Here is a 19,755-nt window from a genome sequence, read left to right as displayed (position 1 = left end):
ATGGGAATGCCCCAGGCGCGGTTATTGGATCTGCACGCATGTATGCTGCCGTCGATCCCTCCACCACCGGCCTTGCCGGTTCCCACTCCTATCATGCCACCCTGCGCGGTGACGGTTCTGGTGGGCAAACTGCCCGCAGCCCGGTTGAGCGATATGTGTACGGCAGCGCCTCCGCATCCGATTGTGAAGGGCTCTGCGACGGTGTTGATCAATAAGTTGCCTGCGGCGCGTATCACGGATAACGCCGCCTGTGGCGGTTTGATCATCAAGGGTGAATTTACCGTGCTGGTGGGAGGTTAAGCGATCCATGGCGGTGACACTCAAGTTTCAGAATTCGGGCGCGATGCCTGGCAATGCTGCGCCGGTTTCCATGCTGGGTCCAAGCCTGACCATCGGGCGCGGTGATAGTAATGATATGGTCCTGCCAGACCCGGATCAGATGTTGTCGCGCAATCACTGCGCCATTGAGGACCACAATGGCAATGTGGTGGTGGTGGATCTCAGCGCCAATGGCACCTTTCTGAACTATTCCAAAATACCGCTGGGTCGCACACCGACGCCGCTCAACAATGGGGATGTGCTCTGTGTTGGGAACTATGAGTTGTTGGTTGAAATCCACAGTAAATCCGCCGCGCATATGATCCCAGATCCGCTGTCCGATGCGCCGGCCTCGCATGGTGTCGCCGATAATGCGCCCGATCCTTTGGCGCTGCTGGATGATGCAGGTCCTGCAGGGGATTTTCTGGACGATCTGCTTGGGGCCTCGGGTCCCACCGGGCCCTCTCAGCTCAATCCGGTTGATCCCATTGATGATCTGTTGCCCCCTCTGGGGGAAGAGGAAGATCCGTTTTTCCAAAAGCCTAGCGATGGGCGCGAAGGGGTAGGGGCCAGCTTGCCCAGTCACTCCGCTTCGGCGGCAGATAGTTTTGCAGCCCCCAGCGCCCATATTTCGACAATTCCGGATGATTGGGATGATGACTTTCTGTCAGGCATAGGGGAGCCTGCCGCGCCCGAGCCAGCGCCCACACCAGCTGCGGCGCCGGTTGAACCCGTCGCAGCGCCTCCTGAACCCGTTCCGGTACAAAGCACTGCGCCCGTCAGTCCAGCTGTTGATGCGGCCTCCTCCGACCCATTTGCGGAGCCTTCCGATACAGCGGCCACCACGTTGGAGGCCCCTGTTGCTGCCCCGGCCGCTCAACCTGCGGTAAAAGAAACGCCAACCCAGCCAGAGCCGGAACCTGCAGCTCAACCAGGGTCGTCGTCAGCCGCAACTTCTGCTTTTTTGCGGGGGCTTGGTGTGGAAGAGGATGCTTTGGGGGATGAGGACCCGGTCAAATCCATGGGCCGCATGGGGCGGGTTTTGCAGACTCTGGTAACCGGCATCCGTGAAATCCTGATGACGCGGACCTCGATCAAGTCGGAGTTCCGTATCGAACAGACGATGATCTCGGCTGGGGGCAACAACCCGTTGAAATTCTCGATCACGCCGGAACAGGCGATTGAGGCCATGCTGAAACCTGCCACCAAGGGCTACCTTAGCCCGGAAACCGCAGCGGAAGAGGCCTTGAAGGACATCAAGGCCCATGAGGTTGCTATGGTGACCGGTATGGAGGCGGCCCTCAAGGGCGTTCTGACCCGGCTTGATCCTAAGGCGCTAGAGGCGCAGATCGAAGACAAGGGTGGGCTTAGCGGTCTCTTACGGGGCAAGAAGGCGCGTTATTGGGATGTCTATGAGCGGCTGTTTTCCGAGATTTCGGATCAGGCTGAGAATGATTTTCATGACTTGTTCAGCCGTGAATTTGCGCGGGCCTACAAGGCGCAATTGGACAAATTAAAAGACTGAACCGTGCCGATCGGCGCGGGCAATTAATAGGGGAGAACCAGGTGTCCTGGGACAGCAAGGTGCTTTGGACGGAGGGGCTATTTTTACAGCCGCATCACTTCCAGCAATCAGATCGCTATACCGAAGGCCTGGTGACAGGCCTGGCCCGTCGTCTTGGCCCCTATGCCTGGGGGGTCAATGCTTTGGAGATTGACCATGAGGCGCTGAAAATTGGCCAGTTTGCGCTTAAATCCTGCGAGGGCTTGACGCAGGATGGGTGTATTTTTCGGGTGCCGATGGCCGACCCGCACCCCCCTGCGCTGGAGGTGCCGACCACCATCAAGGATTGCGTCGTCTACTTGACGGTTCCCCAGCGGCGCCAGGGCGCGATAGAGGTGGATCTGAGCGGCGCTGAACGTTCCGCCAGCCGATTGCGTCCCTCCAGTCAGGAAGTCACCGATGTGACCAGCACTGAGCGCAAACCGGTGCCGCTTAATGTGGGTAAGATGCGCCTGCAGTTTGCCCTGGGTGTCGATGACATGGCGGATATGTTGGCAATCCCGGTGGCCCGTATCATCGAGGTGCGTTCGGACAAAGAGATTATCCTGGATCAGGCCTTTATCCCCTCCTGTCTGGATGCGCGAGCGGCCTCAGTCCTGCGGGATTTCCTGCGGGAGTTAGAGGGGCTGCTGGCGCATCGGATGGAGGCTTTGTCGGGCCGTCTGGCAGAAGCAGGCACTGCCCGTGGAGTGGCGGATGTGTCTGATTTCATGCTGCTGTCAGTGGTGAACCGGATGCTGCCAATGATCCGGCATTTACGCCAGATCGAGAACCTGCACCCGGAGCGCCTTTATATGCTTTGTGCCGGGCTGGCCGGAGAGCTGTCTGGCTATATGGCGGCAGACAAACAGGCCCCGGAACTGCCGTCATATACCCATGATGATCTGATGGGCTGCTTTGCTCCGCTTATTCGCGTGTTGCGGCAGTATCTCAGCTCAGTGCTGGAACAGACGGCCATCGCGATCAAGTTGGAAGAGCGCAAATATGGTATTTCGGTTGGGGTGATTGCCGACCGCAAATTGCTGGGCAATGCTGGTTTTGTGTTGGCGGTTAGCGCGGATTTGCCTGCCGAAGATGTACGGCGTCATTTTGCAGGCCAGGCCAAGATTGGCCCGGTGGAAGAAATCCGCCAGCTGGTCAATTCGGCGCTGCCAGGGATCACCCTGCGGCCCTTGCCAGTGGCTCCGCGTCAGATCCCTTATCATTCTGGTGTGGTCTATTTTGAGATGGATTCCGACAGCCCCTATTGGCGCAAAATGACCACCTCTGGCGGCGTGGCGGTGCATGTGTCTGGGCAGTATCCAGGGCTTAAGATGGAACTTTGGGCCATCCGCAACAGCTAAGGCAAACAGGCTTATTAACTCTCCGCTGCGGCGGGTGGTTTTAGTAATATGGTGAGTGGGTAAGAGATCATGGGTGATTATGACGATCCCTTTGCGGAACCGGGTGATACCGACAAAACGGTGATCCGCCCAAATCCTGGTGGACGTCGACCTGCGACGCCGCCCTCGCCCTCTGTTGCTGCACCTGAAGCTGGCCAGGGCGGGGCTTCAGGTCTGGGAGAAGATGCCTTTGGGGTGCCGCAGGCCGCCAGTACCACGGGTCAAAGCAACCAGACCGCGGGTGGTGCCGCTGGAAAAGCGGCCCCTATGGCGCTGACGGGGATGAACCCCCTGGCGGCCTGTGCCTCGACTCTGTTTGCCCTCATTAGCCGCATTCGTAACCGCGCCCAGCATATGGACCCGGACGGGCTGCGAAAAAACGTGGTGGCAGAGGTGCGCGCCTTTGAGAACCGCGCCTTGCAGGCGGGTATTGCCGCGCAGACCGTCAAGGTCGCCCGCTATGCGCTCTGTGCGACCCTAGATGATGTGGTGCTAAACACGCCTTGGGGTGGGCAGTCCAGTTGGGGCTTGCAGTCCATGGTCGGGACGTTTCACCGCGAAACCGTGGGTGGTGATCGGTTTTATGATCTCTTGGCGCGGCTGGAAAAAGAACCTGGCGCCAATATCGACATGCTGGAGTTTCTCTATATGTGCATGTCACTGGGGTTTGAGGGCCGCCTGCGTATCGAACAGGGCGGACCGGAGAAGCATCTGCAAATCCGCGCAGCGCTGGCCCGTATCCTGCGCAATCAGCGTGGCCCGGTAGAACGGGATCTGTCGCCCCATTGGGAGGGGGTCGTCAGACCCTTCAAGGTGCTCTCCGCGTGGCGCCTGGTTTGGATCGCCTTGGTGGTTACTTCTGTCTTGCTGGTGGCGCAGTTCCTGGGGCTCAGCTGGGTATTGTCCAACCAAACAGGAAATGTAGTGGGCCAACTTAGCATCGTGGATTCCGGTCCGGCTGTGGAGCTGGAGCGTCGGGCACCGCCGCCACCACCGCCGCCACCCATACAGACCCTCGAAGAACAGGTGGCAAAGGTTGCAGATTTCCTGGGCCCTGAAATTGACGAAGGCATTGTTCAGGTTTTCCAGAAGGGCAATACCTTGATTATTCGGCTGGCGGGTTCGGGGATGTTTGGCTCTGGTTCTGATCAGCTGAGCAAAGCATTTAAAACGCCGGTCGCCCGTGTCGCCGAGGCGTTGAACGATGAGAAGGGGCAGGTCATTGTGGCCGGTCATTCAGATAATGTTCCAATCCGCTCCTCCCGCTTTCCCTCCAATATGGCGCTGTCTTTGGCGCGGGCGAAATCAGTGATGAGTGGCATGGCTCAGGTTTTTGATGACCCGGATCGCCTGTCCGCCGAAGGGCGCGCGGAGAAAGAACCGATTGCCGATAATGGCACCAAAGCCGGGCGGGCAAAGAACCGTCGCATCGAGATCTTGCTGGTGCAGGAGGTTGACCAATGATCCGCCGTTATTTTCTGCCGCTGTTTAAATCGCTCTATTCGGCACTGATCCTTCTGGCGATCGCGCTTTCGGCCTGCACCTGGTTCTTTGCGCCCTATATCGGCGGCGCAGACTGGCGGCCGTTTGACAGTGTTCAGGCGCGGGTAATCACCATCGTGGTGATCTGGGTGATAATCCTCTTTATCATTGGATTGGTGTTCTTCCTCAGACGTCGCCGTGACCGCGCCATGGCGGACGACATGGTTGAGGCCGTCGATACCGGTGAAGACGACGATGCGACGCTCGAAGAAATTGGCGAGCTGCGGGGCAAGTTCAAGCAAGCCATGGCAGAATTGCGCAAGTCCAAAAACGGGCGGCGGCATCTGAATGTGCTGCCCTGGTATGTCATCATTGGCCCCCCCGGATCAGGGAAAACCACGGCCATTGTCAATTCTGGCCTGCAGTTTCCATTGGCGGATAAGCTTGGCAAAGCCGCGATTGGCGGCGTGGGCGGTACGCGTAATTGTGATTGGTGGTTCACAAATGAGGCCGTTCTGATCGATACCGCTGGGCGCTACACCACGCAAGAAAGCGATGCTGAGGCCGATAATGCAGCTTGGCTTGGGTTTTTGGGCCTGTTGAAAAAGTACCGCAAGCGCCAGCCGATCAATGGGGCTTTGGTGGCGATCTCGCTCTCCGATCTGTCATTGCAGGATGAGGTGACGCAGAAATCTCATGCGCAGGCGGTTCGGCGTCGCTTGTCGGAGCTGCGCGAGCGGCTTGGCGTGCGGTTCCCGGTCTATGTTTTGTTCACCAAGGCGGATCTCATCGCGGGCTTTCAGGAATATTTTGACGCCTTAGGGAAAGAGGAACGCGAGCAGGTCTGGGGCTTTACCCTGCCCTTGGTCAAAAGCAAAAAAGAAGCCGCCGCGATTGAACATTTCGATGATGAATTTGCTGGGCTTCTGGGGCAGATGAACGCGCAACTGCTGGAAAAGATGCAAAGCGAGACAGATCACCAACGTCGGGCGTTGGTGGCTGGGTTTCCCTCGCAGGTGGCCTCGATGCGCAGTGTTGCCAAGGAGTTTTTGAGCGAAGTCTTTCAGGATAACCGCTACGAGCAACGTCAGATGCTGCGTGGTGTCTATTTCACCTCGGGCACCCAGGAAGGCACGCCAATTGACCGGCTGATGTTGGGTATGGCGCAGACCTTTGGGATTGGCAGACAGGCCATCGGCACCGGGCAGGGGACCGGGCGGTCCTTTTTCCTGACCCGTCTGTTTGAAGGTGTGCTGTTCCCTGAGGCAGGTTTGGTTTCTGCCGATGACAAGGTCGAGCGCCGCTACCGCTGGACCCGTCGTCTGGCAATTACGGCAACGATCCTGGTGGCCTTTGCTATGGGTGGGCTCTGGGTAAATTCCTATTTCCAGAACGCTGAATTTATCCGCGCGGCTGAGGCAAAGGTCGTGGACTATCAGGCCCGTGCTGCCACGCTGCCGCCCAGCCCGGTGGGGGATACTGATTTGGTCCCTGTGGCTGCGGCGCTCAACCTGTTGCGAGATATGCCTGGCAATCCGGTGCTGTCAGATCCAAAGCCCGAACGCGCCATGACCTATGGGCTCTATCAGGGCGAGGTGATCGGCACCCAAACAGCACAGACCTATCGTGCCGCGCTCAACCAACGTCTGCTGCCACGTCTGTTGGTGCGTTTGGAAGAGCAAATCGAAGGCAATGTGAACAATCCAGACGTGCTCTATGAGGCGCTGAAGATCTATCTGATGCTAGGCTTGCAGGGACCGATGAATCCGGATCTGGTTAAGGAGTGGATGCGGCTCGACTGGGAGCTGGTGGCCTATCCTGGTGCGTCACGGGGGCAGCTGCGGAGCGATCTGACCGATCATTTGTCCGCGCTGCTGTCGCAGCCGATGGAAGAGATCGCTTTGAACGGCCCGCTGGTAGAACAAGCACAGAATATCCTGTCTGAAATGCCGTTGGCGCAACGGGTCTACAACGGAATTATCAATTCCAACCAGGCCACCAGCCTGCCAAAATGGCGGCTGACCGAGATCGGTGGTCCTTCGGTGAAACGTGTTCTGGTGCGCAGTTCTGGTAAGCCTTTAAACGAGGGCGTTGAGGGTATTTTCACCTACGATGGCTTTAACAATGTCTTCCTGCCCGAGGCCGTCAGCGTGTCCGAACGGGTACAGAATGAGGCCTGGGTATTGGGCGAGCGTGCCGGGGATGGCCAAAGCGATGCAGCGCTGTTGGCGCTGAGCCGCGATGTGCTTGATCTCTATTACAACGACTATATCAGCCGCTATGATCAGGTCCTGGGCGATGTGGATATCGTGCCGCTGGAATCGCTCAGCCATGCGGTCGAGGTTACAAATGTCCTGTCCGGACCAACCTCACCGATTATGAACATTCTGACGGAGATCAGCCGCGAGACCCGTCTGGCTGAGGATCGTTCGGCTTTGGATTCTGAATCCCTCAACGAAGGGGTTTCGCAGATCGTAGGGATCGAGACCCGTTCCGGGTTGTCCATTCAGGGGCAGATCCTGTTGGAAGCATTGATGAAATCCGCAGCCAACGCGCCCGGAGAGGCGCCCAAACCACCGGGATCTTACGTTCAAGAACGCTTTCAATGGTTGCATGACCTTGTGGTCCGATTGGAAGGGCAGCCTTCGCGATTGGACGACCTGATGGGATCCTTGCAACTGGTTTATCAAGAGCTGAACAAGATGTCGTTCAGCGGTGTGGCCTCTGGCGAGAGCGGTCAGGCCCTATTGCAGTTCCAGCAGACAGCCTCCCGGATTGACGGGCCAATCCAACGCTGGGCAACCCAGATTTCGGCGGGCTCCTCAGGTATCACATCCGAAGGTACGCGGGCGTCGATCAATGCGCGCTGGCAATCTTCGGTACTGCCGTTTTGTCAAAAGGCGCTGGATAACCGCTATCCCTTCAACCGGCGTGCACGGGCCGATGTGGCAATGGTAGATTTTGCCAAGCTTTTTGCACCAGGGGGGCTCATCGATGGGTTCTTTGACGAAAACCTGCTGAAATATGTCGATACCCGCACCCGGCCCTGGACCTGGAAAAGGGTCAATGACGTGGACCTGGGCATCAGCCAAGCCGTATTGCAGCAGATGCAATATGCTGCGGAAATCCGCGATGCATTCTTCAATGGTGCTGCGACGCCTTCGGTGCAGTTTCAGATCACGCCCAAGGCGCTGGACCCCAAGGCCAAGGAAGTATTGCTGGAAATTGACGGTACCAAGGTGAGCTATAATCACCGCATGGGGCAGCCGACGCCGGTCGCCGTGAATTGGCCTGGGTCGGTTGGTTTGGCGCGGATCACTCTCTTGCCACAGCGGCGTGGCAATGAGAATACCATGTCTCGTGACGGTCCCTGGGCTTGGTTCCGGCTGCTGGACGCGGCTGAGGTGCGGCGCACCAATGTGAGCGACCGGCGGCGGGTGAATTTCCGGGTCGGCGGCCGCTTGGCCCTGTTCGAGCTGCAATCTGGATCGGTTGTGAATCCCTTTGCCCTGCCGGCAATGGCCAAATTCCGCTGCCCGAAGTCGATGTAATGGCGGCAGGTGGCGGAGCCTTCGGCAAGATGCCCGAGGTCGGAGATTTCTTCCGGCTCAATGTGGCGAGCAGTTTTGTGCGGGTCTGGGACAACTGGCTGCAACAGTTGATCATGGAGGGGCAGGCCCTCTACGGGGCGGGGTTTGACGCCCATTACATGTCAGCCCCCCTATGGCGGTTTACCCTGACGGCTGATTTGGCCGGGCCCAGCAAGATCATGGGGGTCTTGATGCCTTCGGTGGATCGCGTGGGCCGTCGGTTCCCCCTGACCCTGGTGATGCCACTTGAATCCCCCGGCCCCCCGGCGCTGGACCATCTGCGCGAGGGCAGCTTGTTTGAGGCGCTGGAAAACATTGCGCTTTCGACGCTTGAAGATGGCATGACCAAAGATAGGCTGGAAGAAGATCTTCAGTCTCTTGCGACAGCTGGATCCGAGGATTGCCCCCCCTTGCGGCAGGACGGGGATACGCTGGTGTTGACGGGAAGCCGAGAGGACGGATCTGGGGTTGCACCCCAACTGGCCGGTGCCTTGTTGGCGAAACAAACGCCTCGGTGTTGCCTGTGGAGTACCTATTTGGACAGTGGACCGCGGATGCTGATCACAGCGGATCTCCCGCTGGGGCGGGCGGGGTCCGGGTTGTTTGATCTTGCAGCCCCTATTTGGCGGGAGGCCCAACCGATATGACAGATGTCAGGACATACCGATATGCGGCTCAGACCCATGTAGGTTTGAAGCGGAAGGTAAACGAGGACGCAATCCTTGCCCTCCCCGAGCATCACATTTGGTTGGTCTCAGACGGAATGGGCGGGCACCAGGCAGGGGATTTTGCCAGTTCTCTCATTGTGGACAGTGTCGCTTCTTTGCCTGTCTCTCTAGATCCAACTGAAAAAATGCATGGGTTGCGCGACAAAATTCAAGGCGCCCATCGGGCAATTCAGGCAGAGACCGCCGCACGGGGCGGGGGCACGATCGGTGCCACGGTTGCGGCTCTTGTCTTGGCAAATGGGCATTTTCTGTGTCTGTGGGCCGGCGACAGTCGGATCTATAGGCTAAGAGATGGCATTATTGAAATGTTGACCTGTGATCACTCGGCCGTGGCTGACTATGTTCTGGCTGGAAAGATGGACTGGGACGAAGCAGAACAACACCCTCATTCCAACGCCATCACCCGCGCTGTCGGGGTTGGCGAGGAGCTGGAGTTGGATAAGGTGCGCGGTATTGTCGAAACCGGAGATCGGTTTCTCATTTGCTCGGATGGGCTGACCAAATACGCTACCTTTCCCATATTGCAGGATGTGCTTTCAAATACCCCGCTGGAAACTGTTGGTGATCGGCTGTTGCAGATCGCGCTGGACGGTGGCGGCGCTGACAATATCTCCCACATCGTCGTGGATGTGATTTGACGCCTTGGCCGCCCTTTGGAGCGCCAAGTATTTGTCTGTGCATACCGGAGTGGGTGTCTGCACCCAGTTTTGCAGTGCGCTGTGATCGTTTCAGGAACTCTGGAATAGCCCAACTTGCCGCTTGAGAAAACTTTGCTCAGCAGGCCCGGACCCCCATCCGGATGAGTTCGCTCCCCCTAATTTTGTAGACACCGTCGATCCGCATGCGGCCGGTCTGCATGTACCACGAGTTCAGTTTCTGTGGGTAGGTGGAAGCGATGATGCGCGAGTAGTGGTCGAACTTTTCAGCAGACAGGCGTTGGCCACTCTTTGAAGGGCCATGAAACCCAAAGGTGGTTCTGGGTGAGATGCAGGTATTGGGCAGACCCAGCAACATGGTGCAGGTCGAATAGCATACCCGCCCCCGGATCTCTACGCGCCGCCCGGATGAGCGCAGTTCACGCAGTTCAATAAGACGATCTCGGACAAAACCGCCTCGATCGCTTCCCACCACATAAGGGGCCTGACCTGCCGCTGTGGCTGAACTGGTTGTGCTAAACAGGGCCATTGTTATGGCTGCGGCGGTAACAATGGCTTTTGCCAGGTTGCCGTAACTTGCGTTCACCCGATGTGCGACTTTGCGTTTTGCCGTTGGGATTATGCCCTTTAGCAGATCGCGCATAGCTTACTCCTCGCAGTAATAACTGTGTTGGAGATCAGGGCTAAGGCCGCGGAAGGTGCAGCTTGGGAACAAGATGTGGCAAAAAGTGGGCTCTTGTTTTCAAATTGATAAGGATTATTGACGAAGTGTTGCCGTCCAGTGGTCGCCCAGCCGTCTGCTGCGGTCCATACCGGCTGGTAAACGATGGTTTTTGTGCCCAAAGGCACCGGGTCAATTAGATGGCCCGTAAGGGCAAGACTTGTAGCGGGCTCCCCGCAGTCTGTGTCACCTGCGCCTCAATACCGCACATGATCCGGAGGGTCGTTGGAAATCTGACAGTGTTCTTTGGCGGTCAAGTCCACATTCGGAAAATGCTGACCCGGCTGCGGGAAATTGTCTGACGTCAGCGTCAATGAGACAGAAACCCTGCACCAAATAGAGCCACGGCGAAAAGGTTGTTAAAGGCTTCCGTTGTGCCACCCGCGAACAGCATTGCCCAAAGGCCTATGTTACGGCGTCGTCACCTATGCCCTAAGTCCAACAAGGGCAAGTGAACACCGGTTAATGCGACAGCACCGAGTTTGTTTCATGCATCGTTCTTCCAACGTGTTTTCTACCAGCAAGTTGTGTTGATAGCCAAACCACAAAGGAACAAGATATGACAAAAGAAACAGGTTCAGGAGAAAAACGACAACTGGGGGTCAAAATCTCGGCAGCAGCGTATAGCGTTTTAGAAGGTCGAGCACGGGATAGGGGCCTGTCGCCGACCACTCTCGCAAGATGGTTGCTACTTGACCGTGTCTGACGTCAGCGCCTATGGGTCCAAATAGCGGTATTTGATAAGAGAGTGTTCTTGGCTCATCGTAACCACTGAGGAGTGGAAGATGAGACAGACACCAAAGAGCCCCAGCGAGAAGATCGTCAAAGACATCAAACGGGCTACGCGCAAACAGTATTCTTCTGAGGAGAAGATCAGGATCGTTCTGGATGGCCTGCGTGGCGAAGACAGCATTGCAGAGCTTTGCCGTCGTGAGGGGATTTCCCAGGGCGTTTACTACAAGTGGTCCAAAGACTTCATGGAAGCCGGGAAGAAGCGGCTTGCCGGTGACACAGCACGTGCAGCGACCACCGACGAGGTCAAGGAACTGCGGCGCGAAGCTCGTGATCTGAAAGAGGTCGTGGCGGAGCAAACGCTCGAGCTTCGGCTGCTCAAAAAAAAGCATGGTCGGGGATGGGGGCGACCAAGAATGAGATACCCTGCATCTGTGAAGCTGGAGATCATCCGGTTGGTCGAAGACAGCCATCTGTCAGCGCGTCGAACATTGGCTAAGCTCGGCATTCCCCGCACAACGTTCTACCGCTGGTACGACCTATACCTGCAACGCGGCGCAGCGGGTCTTGAGGATCAATCTCCAAAGCCCAAACACGTTTGGAACCGCGTCCCTGAGGAGGTGAAGCGCAAGGTCGTCAGCTTCGCCGTGAAGGAGACAGAGCTGTCACCCCGCGAGTTGGCGGTGACCTTCACAGACCAAGAACGGTACTTTGTATCGGAATCCACGGTGTATCGCACGCTCAAGGCATATGACCTGATCACCAGCCCTGCGTTCATCGTGCTGAAAGCCGCAAATGAGTTCGAGCATAAAACAACGGCCATCAACCAACTTTGGCAGACCGACTTTACCTATCTTAAGGTTCTGGGGTTGGGCTGGTTCTATCTCAGCACGATCTTAGACGATTACAGCCGCGACATCATCTCGTGGAAGCTCTGCACGACCATGCGGGCTGAGGATGTGACAGGCACCCTCGACCTGGCCTTGCAGGCATCTGGCTGTGATCAGGTCCATGTCGTTCACAAACCAAGATTGCTCAGTGACAACGGCTCAAGTTATGTCTCTGCCGACTTGGCTGAATGGTTACAGGACAATGGTATGAAGCAGTCACGCGGTGCGCCGTATCACCCTCAGACACAAGGTAAGATCGAACAATGGCATCAAACCCTGAAGAACCTGAACGTTTTGATGGGTGCGAGGATGTTGATCTTGAAGCCGAGAACTGGCTGGAAGTGTCAGAGTTCGAATGCGTAATCGCTCCCAACGACGTATTTGTCGCTTTTTCCAAGTCACTTTATGACCGGAACCCAGCCGTGGCGACAATGCTGAAGAACGTTCAGTTCACCGGTGATGAAATCAACGGTTGGATTGTCGAAATGTTTGAGAACAAGCGCGATCCGCAGGAAGTGGCCGAAGAATGGATCGAGGATAACGCCGAAATCGTTAGTAGCTGGATCAATGGCTAACAGGAAACCTCTCCAACTAGATGGCCGCGCATTTGCGCGGTCATTTTTTAGGTAATATTTGCAGCCCAATGGCAAAAGTCTTCATGGGTGCCATTCTGGAAGGGACCCGAAGCAAGAGCGCAGTCAACACCCGTTTGGCGAACCTGCGCTCAAACTGAAATCATGCGGTCAAACGCTTCACGTAATAGCTTACCTGGCATTGTCATGTTGTTTTCTCCGCCTAAGAAGTAGTCGAGCCATGCCGTTTCAATCGGCCATTTCGATAGCGCATTCATTCCATTGCCGAAATGCGGATGCCCGTTTCTGGCGGTAGGTTGAGGCGGTTATTTGTGGCGACAAGGACGGAACAGATTTGCGGCTTCATCATGGACGACTAGAAATCTCTGGGCCTGGCGAGCTGACTTGAAACGACCTTGTATTTTCTCTCGTTTCCGCGTCGGTCTATGCGTGCCTTCGATCCGGATATTCAGGCCCTTATGCGCCCGGTGATCCACACCTAACGCAAGCTTTCGCAGGGCGGCACCGTAGCTTCTCAGCCTATCTGTTATGATCACCCTTGGCACGCCCCAGCGGGCGACCAACCTTGAAATGAACCGTTTGGCGGCGCGGGCGTTTCGACGCGATTGCACCAAGATGTCGAGAACTTGCCCCTCACTGTCCATCGCGCGCCAAAGCCAATGTTTCACACCACGGATCATGATCACCACCTCATCCAAGTGCAATTTGTCGGAAGGTTTCCTGCGCGCAGCTCTGACCCAGTTCGCCATTTGAGCCCCAAACTTTCTCATCCAGGCCCGGAACGTGTTCTACATCGCCGATCCTGCGGGCCTTCTGGCAATCTATGTCAATATACACGAAAGCCCTGCCGGTCAGTTGCTGGCTTTCCCCAACCTCAAAGTGAAACGGATTGAGCCCGCGCTGCGGGTTGTTGCATTCTGACACTTGATTTTGGTATGACTGCGTCATACTGTGGATATTGGAGGCTCTCATGACGATCAAAACATCCATATCTTTACCAGACGCCCAAGCGGAGTTTGCCAAAGACCTTGTTGAGCAGGGCCTATTTTCGTCGCTCAGCGCCGTAGCCCAGCACGGGATTGAACTGGTCCGGCAGCGACAAGAGGCCGAGCGCGTCGACACAGAGGCACTTCGGGCAGTGCTGCAGGAGCGGGCGAAAGGCCCCTTTGTGGACGCAAAGACGTTCAGATCCCGCATGGCTAAACGGCTAGAGGATAAACGGCGGGCGTATGGCCTGGACCATTGAGGTCTCAGCGGAGGCTGAGCGCGACATTGATCTATTGTTCGACCACCTGGCGGATAGCTATGTTGAATTTGGTGAGACGCGATCGGTGGCCGCCGCACAGGCCGTTGATCGGGTTGGCAGAATTCTAGATATGATGGAGCGCATTGCCACAGCCCCGTATCGAGGGGAGATCCATGATGACCTATTACCAGGATTGCGCCATCTGACACTGGAGCGTGCAATTTACTGGTTTCAAGTCGAAGAGAAGGCCGAGATCGTTCGGGTTCTGGCAATCTTCTATGGAGGGCAGGATCATGTGCGCCAAATGCTGTTACGCCTGCTGAGCAGTCCGGCCGCCTGAGACAATAGGGCAGGGCGGTCTCTCTCGTCGCGCTGAGCATTTTCAGCCAGGCATCGTGAAGTTGTTGACCATGTTTCTGGTCGAGCTTAGCGCGTGGCAGTGATGAACCAGCTTTCCCGACCCCGCCTTAAGGGCTACGCGTTTCCCGCGTTCTGTGATTTCCTACGCGGTTTGGGTTTACCATCGCTTTGCTCTCAGCCTGCGAGACATCGAAGATCTGCTTGCAGAGCGCGGGATCGTCGTGAGTTACGCACTGCACTAGAAATAGATGACGACAGGTTGGAAATCATTGTCAGCGACAATTGCAGCTTGGACGATACAGCGGATGTGGTCGCCTCGTTCAACGACCCGAGGCTCAAATATATTCGAACGCCGGAAAGAACATCCATGCGTGCAAACTTCGAGTTTGCTTTGCGGAGCAGCACCGGTGACTTTGTGAGTGTGATCGGTGACGATGACGGCTATTTGCCCGCTCAGTTCCCAGCGCTTCGTTCGATCCTAGAGAAACACCAACCTGATTGCCTATATTGGGATCTTCCCGCCTATACCTGGCCCGCGAAAGGGGAAAGTGGGTTGGTAAAACTGCGACGCCGCTCGGCATTCGGATTGCCAAAGGCAATAGAGGCCGATGTCTTCCGTGAAAACCTGCTAGAGGCGCGTATTGAACAAACGAATTCGGCCCCGTCTGTGTATCACGGGGTTGCGTCTCGCAGCTGTCTGGAGCGGATAGCCTGCCCTGATGGCACCTGCTTTGCTGGCAGTATTCCAGACATCTACTTTAGCTATCGGTCGCTTTTTGCAGGCGGAAACATGCTGCGGGCTGCCCATCCGTTTTCCATTGCAGGGCAAAGCAATGCAAGTAACGGAGCCGCACATAACCGCCAAAAAGAAAGTGACATCACATGGACCTGTCGCGTTTTAGTGCCGCCCCAAGTGCTCGTTTAAGCCACCTTTCGTTCGAAGGCGACAGGGCTTTTCCAGCCCAGTGCTGAGTGACGGCGGCGTGGATTGTAGAACCCGTTTATGTATTCGAAGATCGCCATTTCAGCCTTCCGACGGGTCTCCCAAGGATGCCGCCAGATCAGTTCAGCTTTGATGGTCTTGAAGAACGTCTCGACGGCGGCGTTGTCGTAACAATTACCCTTACCGCTCATCGATACTTTGAAGCCGTTCTGGCGCAGGATTTTCTGGTAGTCATGGGAACAATATTGCGACCCGCGATCCGTATGATGGATGCAGCCTTTGGGCGGCTGCCGGAACGCGATGGCCATATTCAACGCCCGGATCGCCAAGTCGCGTTTCATCCGATTGCTCACGGCCCAGCCGATAACACGCCTTGAATGCAGATCGAGGATCACGGCCAGATACAGCCAGCCTTCGCGGGTCCAGACATAGCTGATATCCCCCGCCCACTTTTGATTTGGCAGGTCAGCTGAGAAGTTTCGATCCAGCAAGTTCGGCGCGATATTGAACTTGTGGTCACTGTCTGTCGTGACCTTGTGTTTGCGTGTTCTGACAACAGATATCCCGTTCTGGCGCATCAACCTGCCAACACGACGGTGGCCCACGTTCAAACCGATCTCCTTCAACTCTTCGGTCATTCGTGGGCGGCCATAGCTCCCCAAACTAAGCCGCGACTGCTCTTTGATATGAGCCAGCGTGACCAGATCAGATCGCTGCCTACGACTGGCTGGGCGACTGCGGAATGCGCGTAACCCGCGTGCGCTGACACCGACGACCTCGCACAACCGGGCGGCTGGAAAGCTGCCCCTGTGTTCTTCGACAAACCTAAATCTCATTGCTTTAGGCCCGCAAAGAACTGGGTGGCTTTTTTTAAGATCTCCCTCTCCTCCTTCAGGAGCCGGTTCTCCCGTCGAAGTCGATCATTCTCTTGAGCCAGGCTCAAATCCTCTTTGGAAACCACGTCTGTGTCTCGGTGTGCAGTGATCCATTTGTTCAACGTCGACATGCCAACACCCAGATCGTCAGCCACCTGCTTACGCGTCAGCCCACTGGTTAATGCGATGCGCACCGCATCTTGTCGAAATTCGTCTGTCCGTTTCAGTCCCATAGTTCATCTCCTTTGTTGCAGTAAATGCTATCAAAGGAGCGGCATCAAACCGTGACAGGTCCAACAACGAGCTTTATCGCTGACAATGAAAGCGGTCCTTACTGTGATGTCGTGCCTCAGAGACGCTCGATTCCCTGGGTGCTGTTTTCGACAATGGAAACTGTCAGAGCCCGGTTTCCCGAGATTGCCGACTCTCCAAACTACGAAGATTGGTATCGCTACATTCTGCAAACGGAACCTATCCAAAGCAATGAGTGGAAAGCAGAATTGGATGGGGCGCTTCACGCCTATGCTGCACAGACCGGAACCGAAGAAGAGCTGAAACGAGCCTACGTTCCCAAGAAGATAGAAGCTGGTGGTTTGTGGGACAAACTGCGCTGAGAACTGTCCAACGCAGAGCGCATCAAGATCTCGAGCGGCCTCGACGGTAAAGACAATATTTACTCGGCCGCCAAGGTTTATGACCGGTTGCGCAAGACCCGTTACGCACAGGTCTTGGATAGGAGTATGAGTGCACGGGCCGCTTGGCGTGCCATGAAACGGGACGCATCGAGATTGTGAAAACCTGGTGGCAATCTGAATTGGTCTGGACGCTGGGACGCGCTCTCACGTCCCAGAAATAGATCAAGTTCAGCCCGGTCATTCAGCCCATGTGATCTCGAACTCTTCACGGAAAGCAAAGCGGACCAGGTGATCAGAGATCACTTTTTTCCACCGCTCCAGGTCACCGCGTGGCCCGGTGGTGGCAGTGATGCTGAGCTCTTCGCCCAAGGCGCTCATTTCGACCCGGTTTCCAGTGGCGAAGCTGACGCTGCCCTTATCGGCGTCAAACTCAGCCGTTCCCTTGTGGGACCAATGTTTGCAGAGCTGTTGCAGGTAGCGGCTCGCGTTTTCTGTTTTTGCCGTGCCAGTGGTGATCTGATCTGGCAGCAAAGCCAGTGCCGCCTTTGCCGTGTTACGCATTGCGGCGGCAAACAGAGTGACGTCGATATTTGTGGCGACAAAGGTTGCACCAGCATCAAGGCAGGCCCGTTGCATTTCAGGGTCCAGGGTTAAAATACCGCCCGCCTTGCCGGAAGCGACGATCTTGCCCATAGCCTCCATTACGGCGGCTTTCACCTCAGGCGCACCGGCATTGCCGATAAAGCCCATATCCGCCGCCAAATCTGAAGGCCCGATAAAGACACCATCCACGCCCTCTACTTCTAGGATCTCATCCAGCGCTTTGATGCCTGCGCGGTTTTCCACCTGCACAAGAAGGCAGATTTCCGCATCTGCGGTTTGCAGATAGTCCGGGATGGCTGAAAAGTTTGAGGCGCGGGCCAGTGCCGAACCAACGCCGCGCACGCCATGGGGTGGATAGGTGACAGCGCGGACCAGTTCTCGTGCCTGTTCGGCGCTTTCGACCATGGGGATCAGCAGGGTCTGGGCGCCAGCATCAAGGTACTGTTTGATCATCCAGGTTTCACCAATAGTGGGGCGGACGATGGCATGGCTGTCAAACCCCGCTAGAACCTGCATTTGCGCGGTGATTGAGCGTAGATCATTGGGCGCATGTTCCGCATCTATCAACAGCCAGTCAAACCCAGCCCCGGCGCTGATCTGGGCCACGTAAGGATCTGCCAGGCCCAACCAGCAGCCCATCTGAGGCTTTCCGGCTTTGAGTGCGGCTTTGAACGGGTTGTGGGGTGCGGGCATTGGCTTATGTCCTTATGCGATAAGATGTGATGTCACAGGAGCCTTAGGCGAAGCGAATGTCAACTGAACCAAAGGCGCCAAAGTCAGCGTGAATATCTGCGCCTGACGGGCACTCAACAGGGCGGATAAAACTGCCAGAGAGGATCACCTGACCGGGCTCAATGCTCTGACCATACTGCGCCATGCGCCGCGCCAACCAGACAACGCTTTCCACCGGGTCATTCAGAACGCCGGCGCCCAGACCGGTTTCTTCCACTTCGCCGTTGCGCGATGTGATGGCTCCGACCCAGCGCAGATCATGGGCGTCAACGGCGTGGCGTTCGCGGCCTAGCACGATCCCTGCATTGGCGGCGTTGTCGCTGATGGTGTCAAAGACACTGCGGGTCTGGCCGGTTTCAGGATCTGCCCGCTGAATGCGCGTATCCAGGATCTCGATCGAAGGCGTCACGTAGTCGGTGGCGGCAATGACGTCATCACGGGACACATCCCCGCCGCCAATGGAGGTTTTCATCACAAAGGCGATCTCAGCCTCAATGCGGGGCTGGATAAACCGCCCAGCAGGAACGGTTTCACCCGTCTCAAACAGCATGTCATCAAACAGGATTCCGCTGTCGGGGATATCGATATTGAGCGCATATTGCATCGCCTTTGAGGTGAGGCCGATCTTCCAGCCGATCACCTTTTGGTCTGCCTCCAGTTTAGCGCGGTAGATTGCGTTTTGCACTGCATAGGCATCATCCATGCCCATTTCGGGATGGCGTTTGGTCAGCAGACCGATCTGTTGGCCAGTGGTTTCCGCGTTTAGCAGATCAGCAGCAGCCTGAGCGTGATCCTGTGGTGTCATGCTGGCACCTCGTCTTCAACACCATTGCGCAGGGTGCCGATGCCTTCGACCTCTACCTCGACCACATCGCCGGGTTTCAAATAACGCGGCGGATCAAAGCGGGCACCGGCCCCGGTAGGGGTGCCTGTGATGATGATATCGCCAGGCTGCAGGGTCATGAAGGTGGAGATATATTCAATCTCGCGACGGATCGGGAACATCATCCGTGACAACACATCGTCCTGACGGACTTCGCCGTTGACCCGGGTGATGATGCGCGCGTCATCCAGCTGTTTGGCATCAGTAAAGGGCACCAACCAGGGGCCGATGGAGCCAGAGCTGTCCCAGTTCTTGCCTTGGGTGACGTTGAATTTGGCATGGCGTACCCAGTCGCGAATGGTGCCCTCATTGCAGAGCGTCAGCGCGGCGATATGGTCATAGGCGTCGTCCTGAGCAATTCGGCGGCCGCCTTTGCCGATGACGATGGCAACTTCGCCCTCATAATCCAGGGTGTGGTTTTCCGGCGGGCGCACCAGATTGCGTCCGTGGCCTGTAAATCCGCTGGCGAAGCGGGGGAACAGCGACATGTATTTCGGCTGTGCACTGCCGTCTTTATATTCAGCATTGCGATCTGGAAAGTTCACTCCAACACACAGAATGCGTGGGGCATTGGGCAGGACCATTTCATAGATGAAATCCGTATGGCTGACAGGCTTGTCTGCCGCCAGTTTCTCAAGCTCTGCCAGGCCACCTGCCGCAATCACGTCGTAAAGCGTTGCCCATTGAGGGCAGGCCTCATTCAGGGCGATCATGCCGACCTCGGTGACGGCGCCAAAGAAGGTATTTCCCTCGGCTGTATAGGTTGCAAAACGCATCTGGTTCCTCCTCCACAGGCAGGCCTTGTGGCGCTCCCTTGGGTAC

The 19,755-nt window shown here is 56.5% G+C and carries 18 protein-coding genes and 3 pseudogenes; 14 read left to right on the top strand and 7 right to left on the bottom strand.

All coding sequences use genetic code 11. From position 1 onward, the window contains the following. From MED193_RS00195 to MED193_RS00165, 7 genes are all read left to right on the top strand, one after another. Entirely contained in the window at window positions 1-300 is a 300-nt protein-coding gene (locus MED193_RS00195; RefSeq protein ID WP_009807590.1) for a PAAR domain-containing protein, read from the top strand. A gap of 7 nt (window positions 301-307) precedes the next feature. Next, on the top strand, window positions 308-1,843 hold the full coding sequence (tagH, locus tag MED193_RS00190) for a type VI secretion system-associated FHA domain protein TagH (RefSeq protein WP_009807589.1): 1,536 nt from the start codon (window positions 308-310) through the stop codon (window positions 1,841-1,843). A gap of 41 nt (window positions 1,844-1,884) precedes the next feature. Continuing rightward, the gene (tssK, locus tag MED193_RS00185) at window positions 1,885-3,225 is read left to right on the top strand and encodes a type VI secretion system baseplate subunit TssK (RefSeq protein ID WP_009807588.1); all 1,341 of its coding nucleotides are present in this window, start codon (window positions 1,885-1,887) and stop codon (window positions 3,223-3,225) included. A 69-nt stretch (window positions 3,226-3,294) separates the two neighbouring features. Further along, window positions 3,295-4,728 carry a type VI secretion system protein TssL, long form gene (gene tssL, locus MED193_RS00180; RefSeq protein WP_009807587.1) on the top strand — a complete coding sequence of 478 codons (1,434 nt, stop codon included), beginning with the start codon at window positions 3,295-3,297 and terminating at the stop codon, window positions 4,726-4,728. Beyond that, window positions 4,725-8,297, top strand: a complete 3,573-nt coding sequence (gene tssM / locus MED193_RS00175; protein ID WP_009807586.1) for a type VI secretion system membrane subunit TssM — start codon at window positions 4,725-4,727, stop codon at window positions 8,295-8,297. Before tssL ends, tssM begins: the two co-directional genes overlap by 4 nt. After that, on the top strand, window positions 8,297-8,983 hold the full coding sequence (gene tagF / locus MED193_RS00170; RefSeq protein WP_009807585.1) for a type VI secretion system-associated protein TagF: 687 nt from the start codon (window positions 8,297-8,299) through the stop codon (window positions 8,981-8,983). The genes tssM and tagF overlap by 1 nt, the downstream gene beginning before the upstream one ends. Further along, on the top strand, window positions 8,980-9,702 hold the full coding sequence (locus MED193_RS00165; protein WP_009807584.1) for a PP2C family serine/threonine-protein phosphatase: 723 nt from the start codon (window positions 8,980-8,982) through the stop codon (window positions 9,700-9,702). The genes tagF and MED193_RS00165 overlap by 4 nt, the downstream gene beginning before the upstream one ends. 136 nt (window positions 9,703-9,838) lie before the next feature. Here MED193_RS00165 and MED193_RS00160 read toward each other — a convergent pair whose 3' ends face one another. Next, window positions 9,839-10,363 carry a hypothetical protein gene (locus MED193_RS00160; RefSeq protein WP_009807583.1) on the bottom strand — a complete coding sequence of 175 codons (525 nt, stop codon included), beginning with the start codon at window positions 10,361-10,363 and terminating at the stop codon, window positions 9,839-9,841. A gap of 863 nt (window positions 10,364-11,226) precedes the next feature. Between MED193_RS00160 and MED193_RS00155 the strand changes: the two are divergent. Further along, window positions 11,227-12,392, top strand: a pseudogene (locus MED193_RS00155) (IS3 family transposase); the annotation flags it as partial. A gap of 12 nt (window positions 12,393-12,404) precedes the next feature. Beyond that, window positions 12,405-12,638, top strand: coding sequence for a glycine betaine ABC transporter substrate-binding protein (locus MED193_RS22445; protein WP_198133837.1), 234 nt, complete (start codon window positions 12,405-12,407; stop codon window positions 12,636-12,638). 246 nt (window positions 12,639-12,884) lie between these two features. Here the strand turns inward: MED193_RS22445 and MED193_RS00150 are convergent. Then, a pseudogene (locus MED193_RS00150) lies at window positions 12,885-13,435 on the bottom strand (IS6 family transposase); the annotation flags it as partial. Further along, window positions 13,347-13,646, bottom strand: a complete 300-nt coding sequence (locus tag MED193_RS22790; RefSeq protein ID WP_157041218.1) for a hypothetical protein — start codon at window positions 13,644-13,646, stop codon at window positions 13,347-13,349. The pseudogene MED193_RS00150 and the gene MED193_RS22790, both read right to left, overlap by 89 nt. On the opposite strand from MED193_RS22790, the gene MED193_RS00145 reads away from it, so the two are divergent. The 4 genes and pseudogenes from MED193_RS00145 to MED193_RS23025 all read left to right on the top strand — a co-directional run bounded on the left by MED193_RS00145 (window position 13,627) and on the right by MED193_RS23025 (window position 15,187). Then, a complete protein-coding gene (locus tag MED193_RS00145) occupies window positions 13,627-13,902 on the top strand; it encodes a hypothetical protein (RefSeq protein ID WP_009807577.1) in 276 nt (91 codons plus the stop codon). The genes MED193_RS22790 and MED193_RS00145 overlap by 20 nt on opposite strands. Then, window positions 13,886-14,242 carry a type II toxin-antitoxin system RelE/ParE family toxin gene (locus tag MED193_RS00140; RefSeq protein WP_009807576.1) on the top strand — a complete coding sequence of 119 codons (357 nt, stop codon included), beginning with the start codon at window positions 13,886-13,888 and terminating at the stop codon, window positions 14,240-14,242. The genes MED193_RS00145 and MED193_RS00140 overlap by 17 nt, the downstream gene beginning before the upstream one ends. A gap of 154 nt (window positions 14,243-14,396) precedes the next feature. After that, a pseudogene (locus tag MED193_RS22785) lies at window positions 14,397-14,492 on the top strand (IS6 family transposase); the annotation flags it as partial. A gap of 29 nt (window positions 14,493-14,521) precedes the next feature. Then, window positions 14,522-15,187, top strand: coding sequence for a glycosyltransferase (locus MED193_RS23025; protein ID WP_198133836.1), 666 nt, complete (start codon window positions 14,522-14,524; stop codon window positions 15,185-15,187). Here the strand turns inward: MED193_RS23025 and MED193_RS00130 are convergent. Beyond that, a protein-coding gene (locus MED193_RS00130; RefSeq protein ID WP_085978289.1) for an IS3-like element ISRosp1 family transposase occupies window positions 15,184-16,313 on the bottom strand; the annotation gives its coding sequence in 2 pieces (ribosomal slippage) (window positions 15,184-16,082 and window positions 16,082-16,313; 1,131 coding nt in all). The genes MED193_RS23025 and MED193_RS00130 overlap by 4 nt on opposite strands. 51 nt (window positions 16,314-16,364) lie before the next feature. Between MED193_RS00130 and MED193_RS00120 the strand changes: the two genes are divergently transcribed. Continuing rightward, a complete protein-coding gene (locus MED193_RS00120; RefSeq protein WP_157041216.1) occupies window positions 16,365-16,694 on the top strand; it encodes a hypothetical protein in 330 nt (109 codons plus the stop codon). A 258-nt stretch (window positions 16,695-16,952) separates the two neighbouring features. Here MED193_RS00120 and hpaI read toward each other — a convergent pair whose 3' ends face one another. The 3 genes from hpaI to MED193_RS00105 are packed head-to-tail and all read right to left on the bottom strand — an operon-like array spanning window position 16,953 to window position 19,709. Beyond that, the gene (hpaI, locus tag MED193_RS00115; RefSeq protein ID WP_009807571.1) at window positions 16,953-18,011 is read right to left on the bottom strand and encodes a 4-hydroxy-2-oxoheptanedioate aldolase; all 1,059 of its coding nucleotides are present in this window, start codon (window positions 18,009-18,011) and stop codon (window positions 16,953-16,955) included. Between the two features lie 43 nt (window positions 18,012-18,054). Further along, window positions 18,055-18,855 carry a 2-oxo-hept-4-ene-1,7-dioate hydratase gene (gene hpaH, locus MED193_RS00110; protein WP_009807570.1) on the bottom strand — a complete coding sequence of 267 codons (801 nt, stop codon included), beginning with the start codon at window positions 18,853-18,855 and terminating at the stop codon, window positions 18,055-18,057. Continuing rightward, window positions 18,852-19,709, bottom strand: a complete 858-nt coding sequence (locus MED193_RS00105) for a fumarylacetoacetate hydrolase family protein (protein WP_009807569.1) — start codon at window positions 19,707-19,709, stop codon at window positions 18,852-18,854. The genes hpaH and MED193_RS00105 overlap by 4 nt, the downstream gene beginning before the upstream one ends. Window positions 19,710-19,755: the final 46 nt, after the last annotated feature.

The organism is Roseobacter sp. MED193 (genome assembly GCF_000152965.1).
Taxonomy (GTDB): Bacteria; Pseudomonadota; Alphaproteobacteria; order Rhodobacterales; family Rhodobacteraceae; genus Pseudophaeobacter.
The sequence above is the reverse complement of the archived record's forward strand: the minus strand, read 5'-3'. Positions and strand labels throughout refer to the sequence as shown.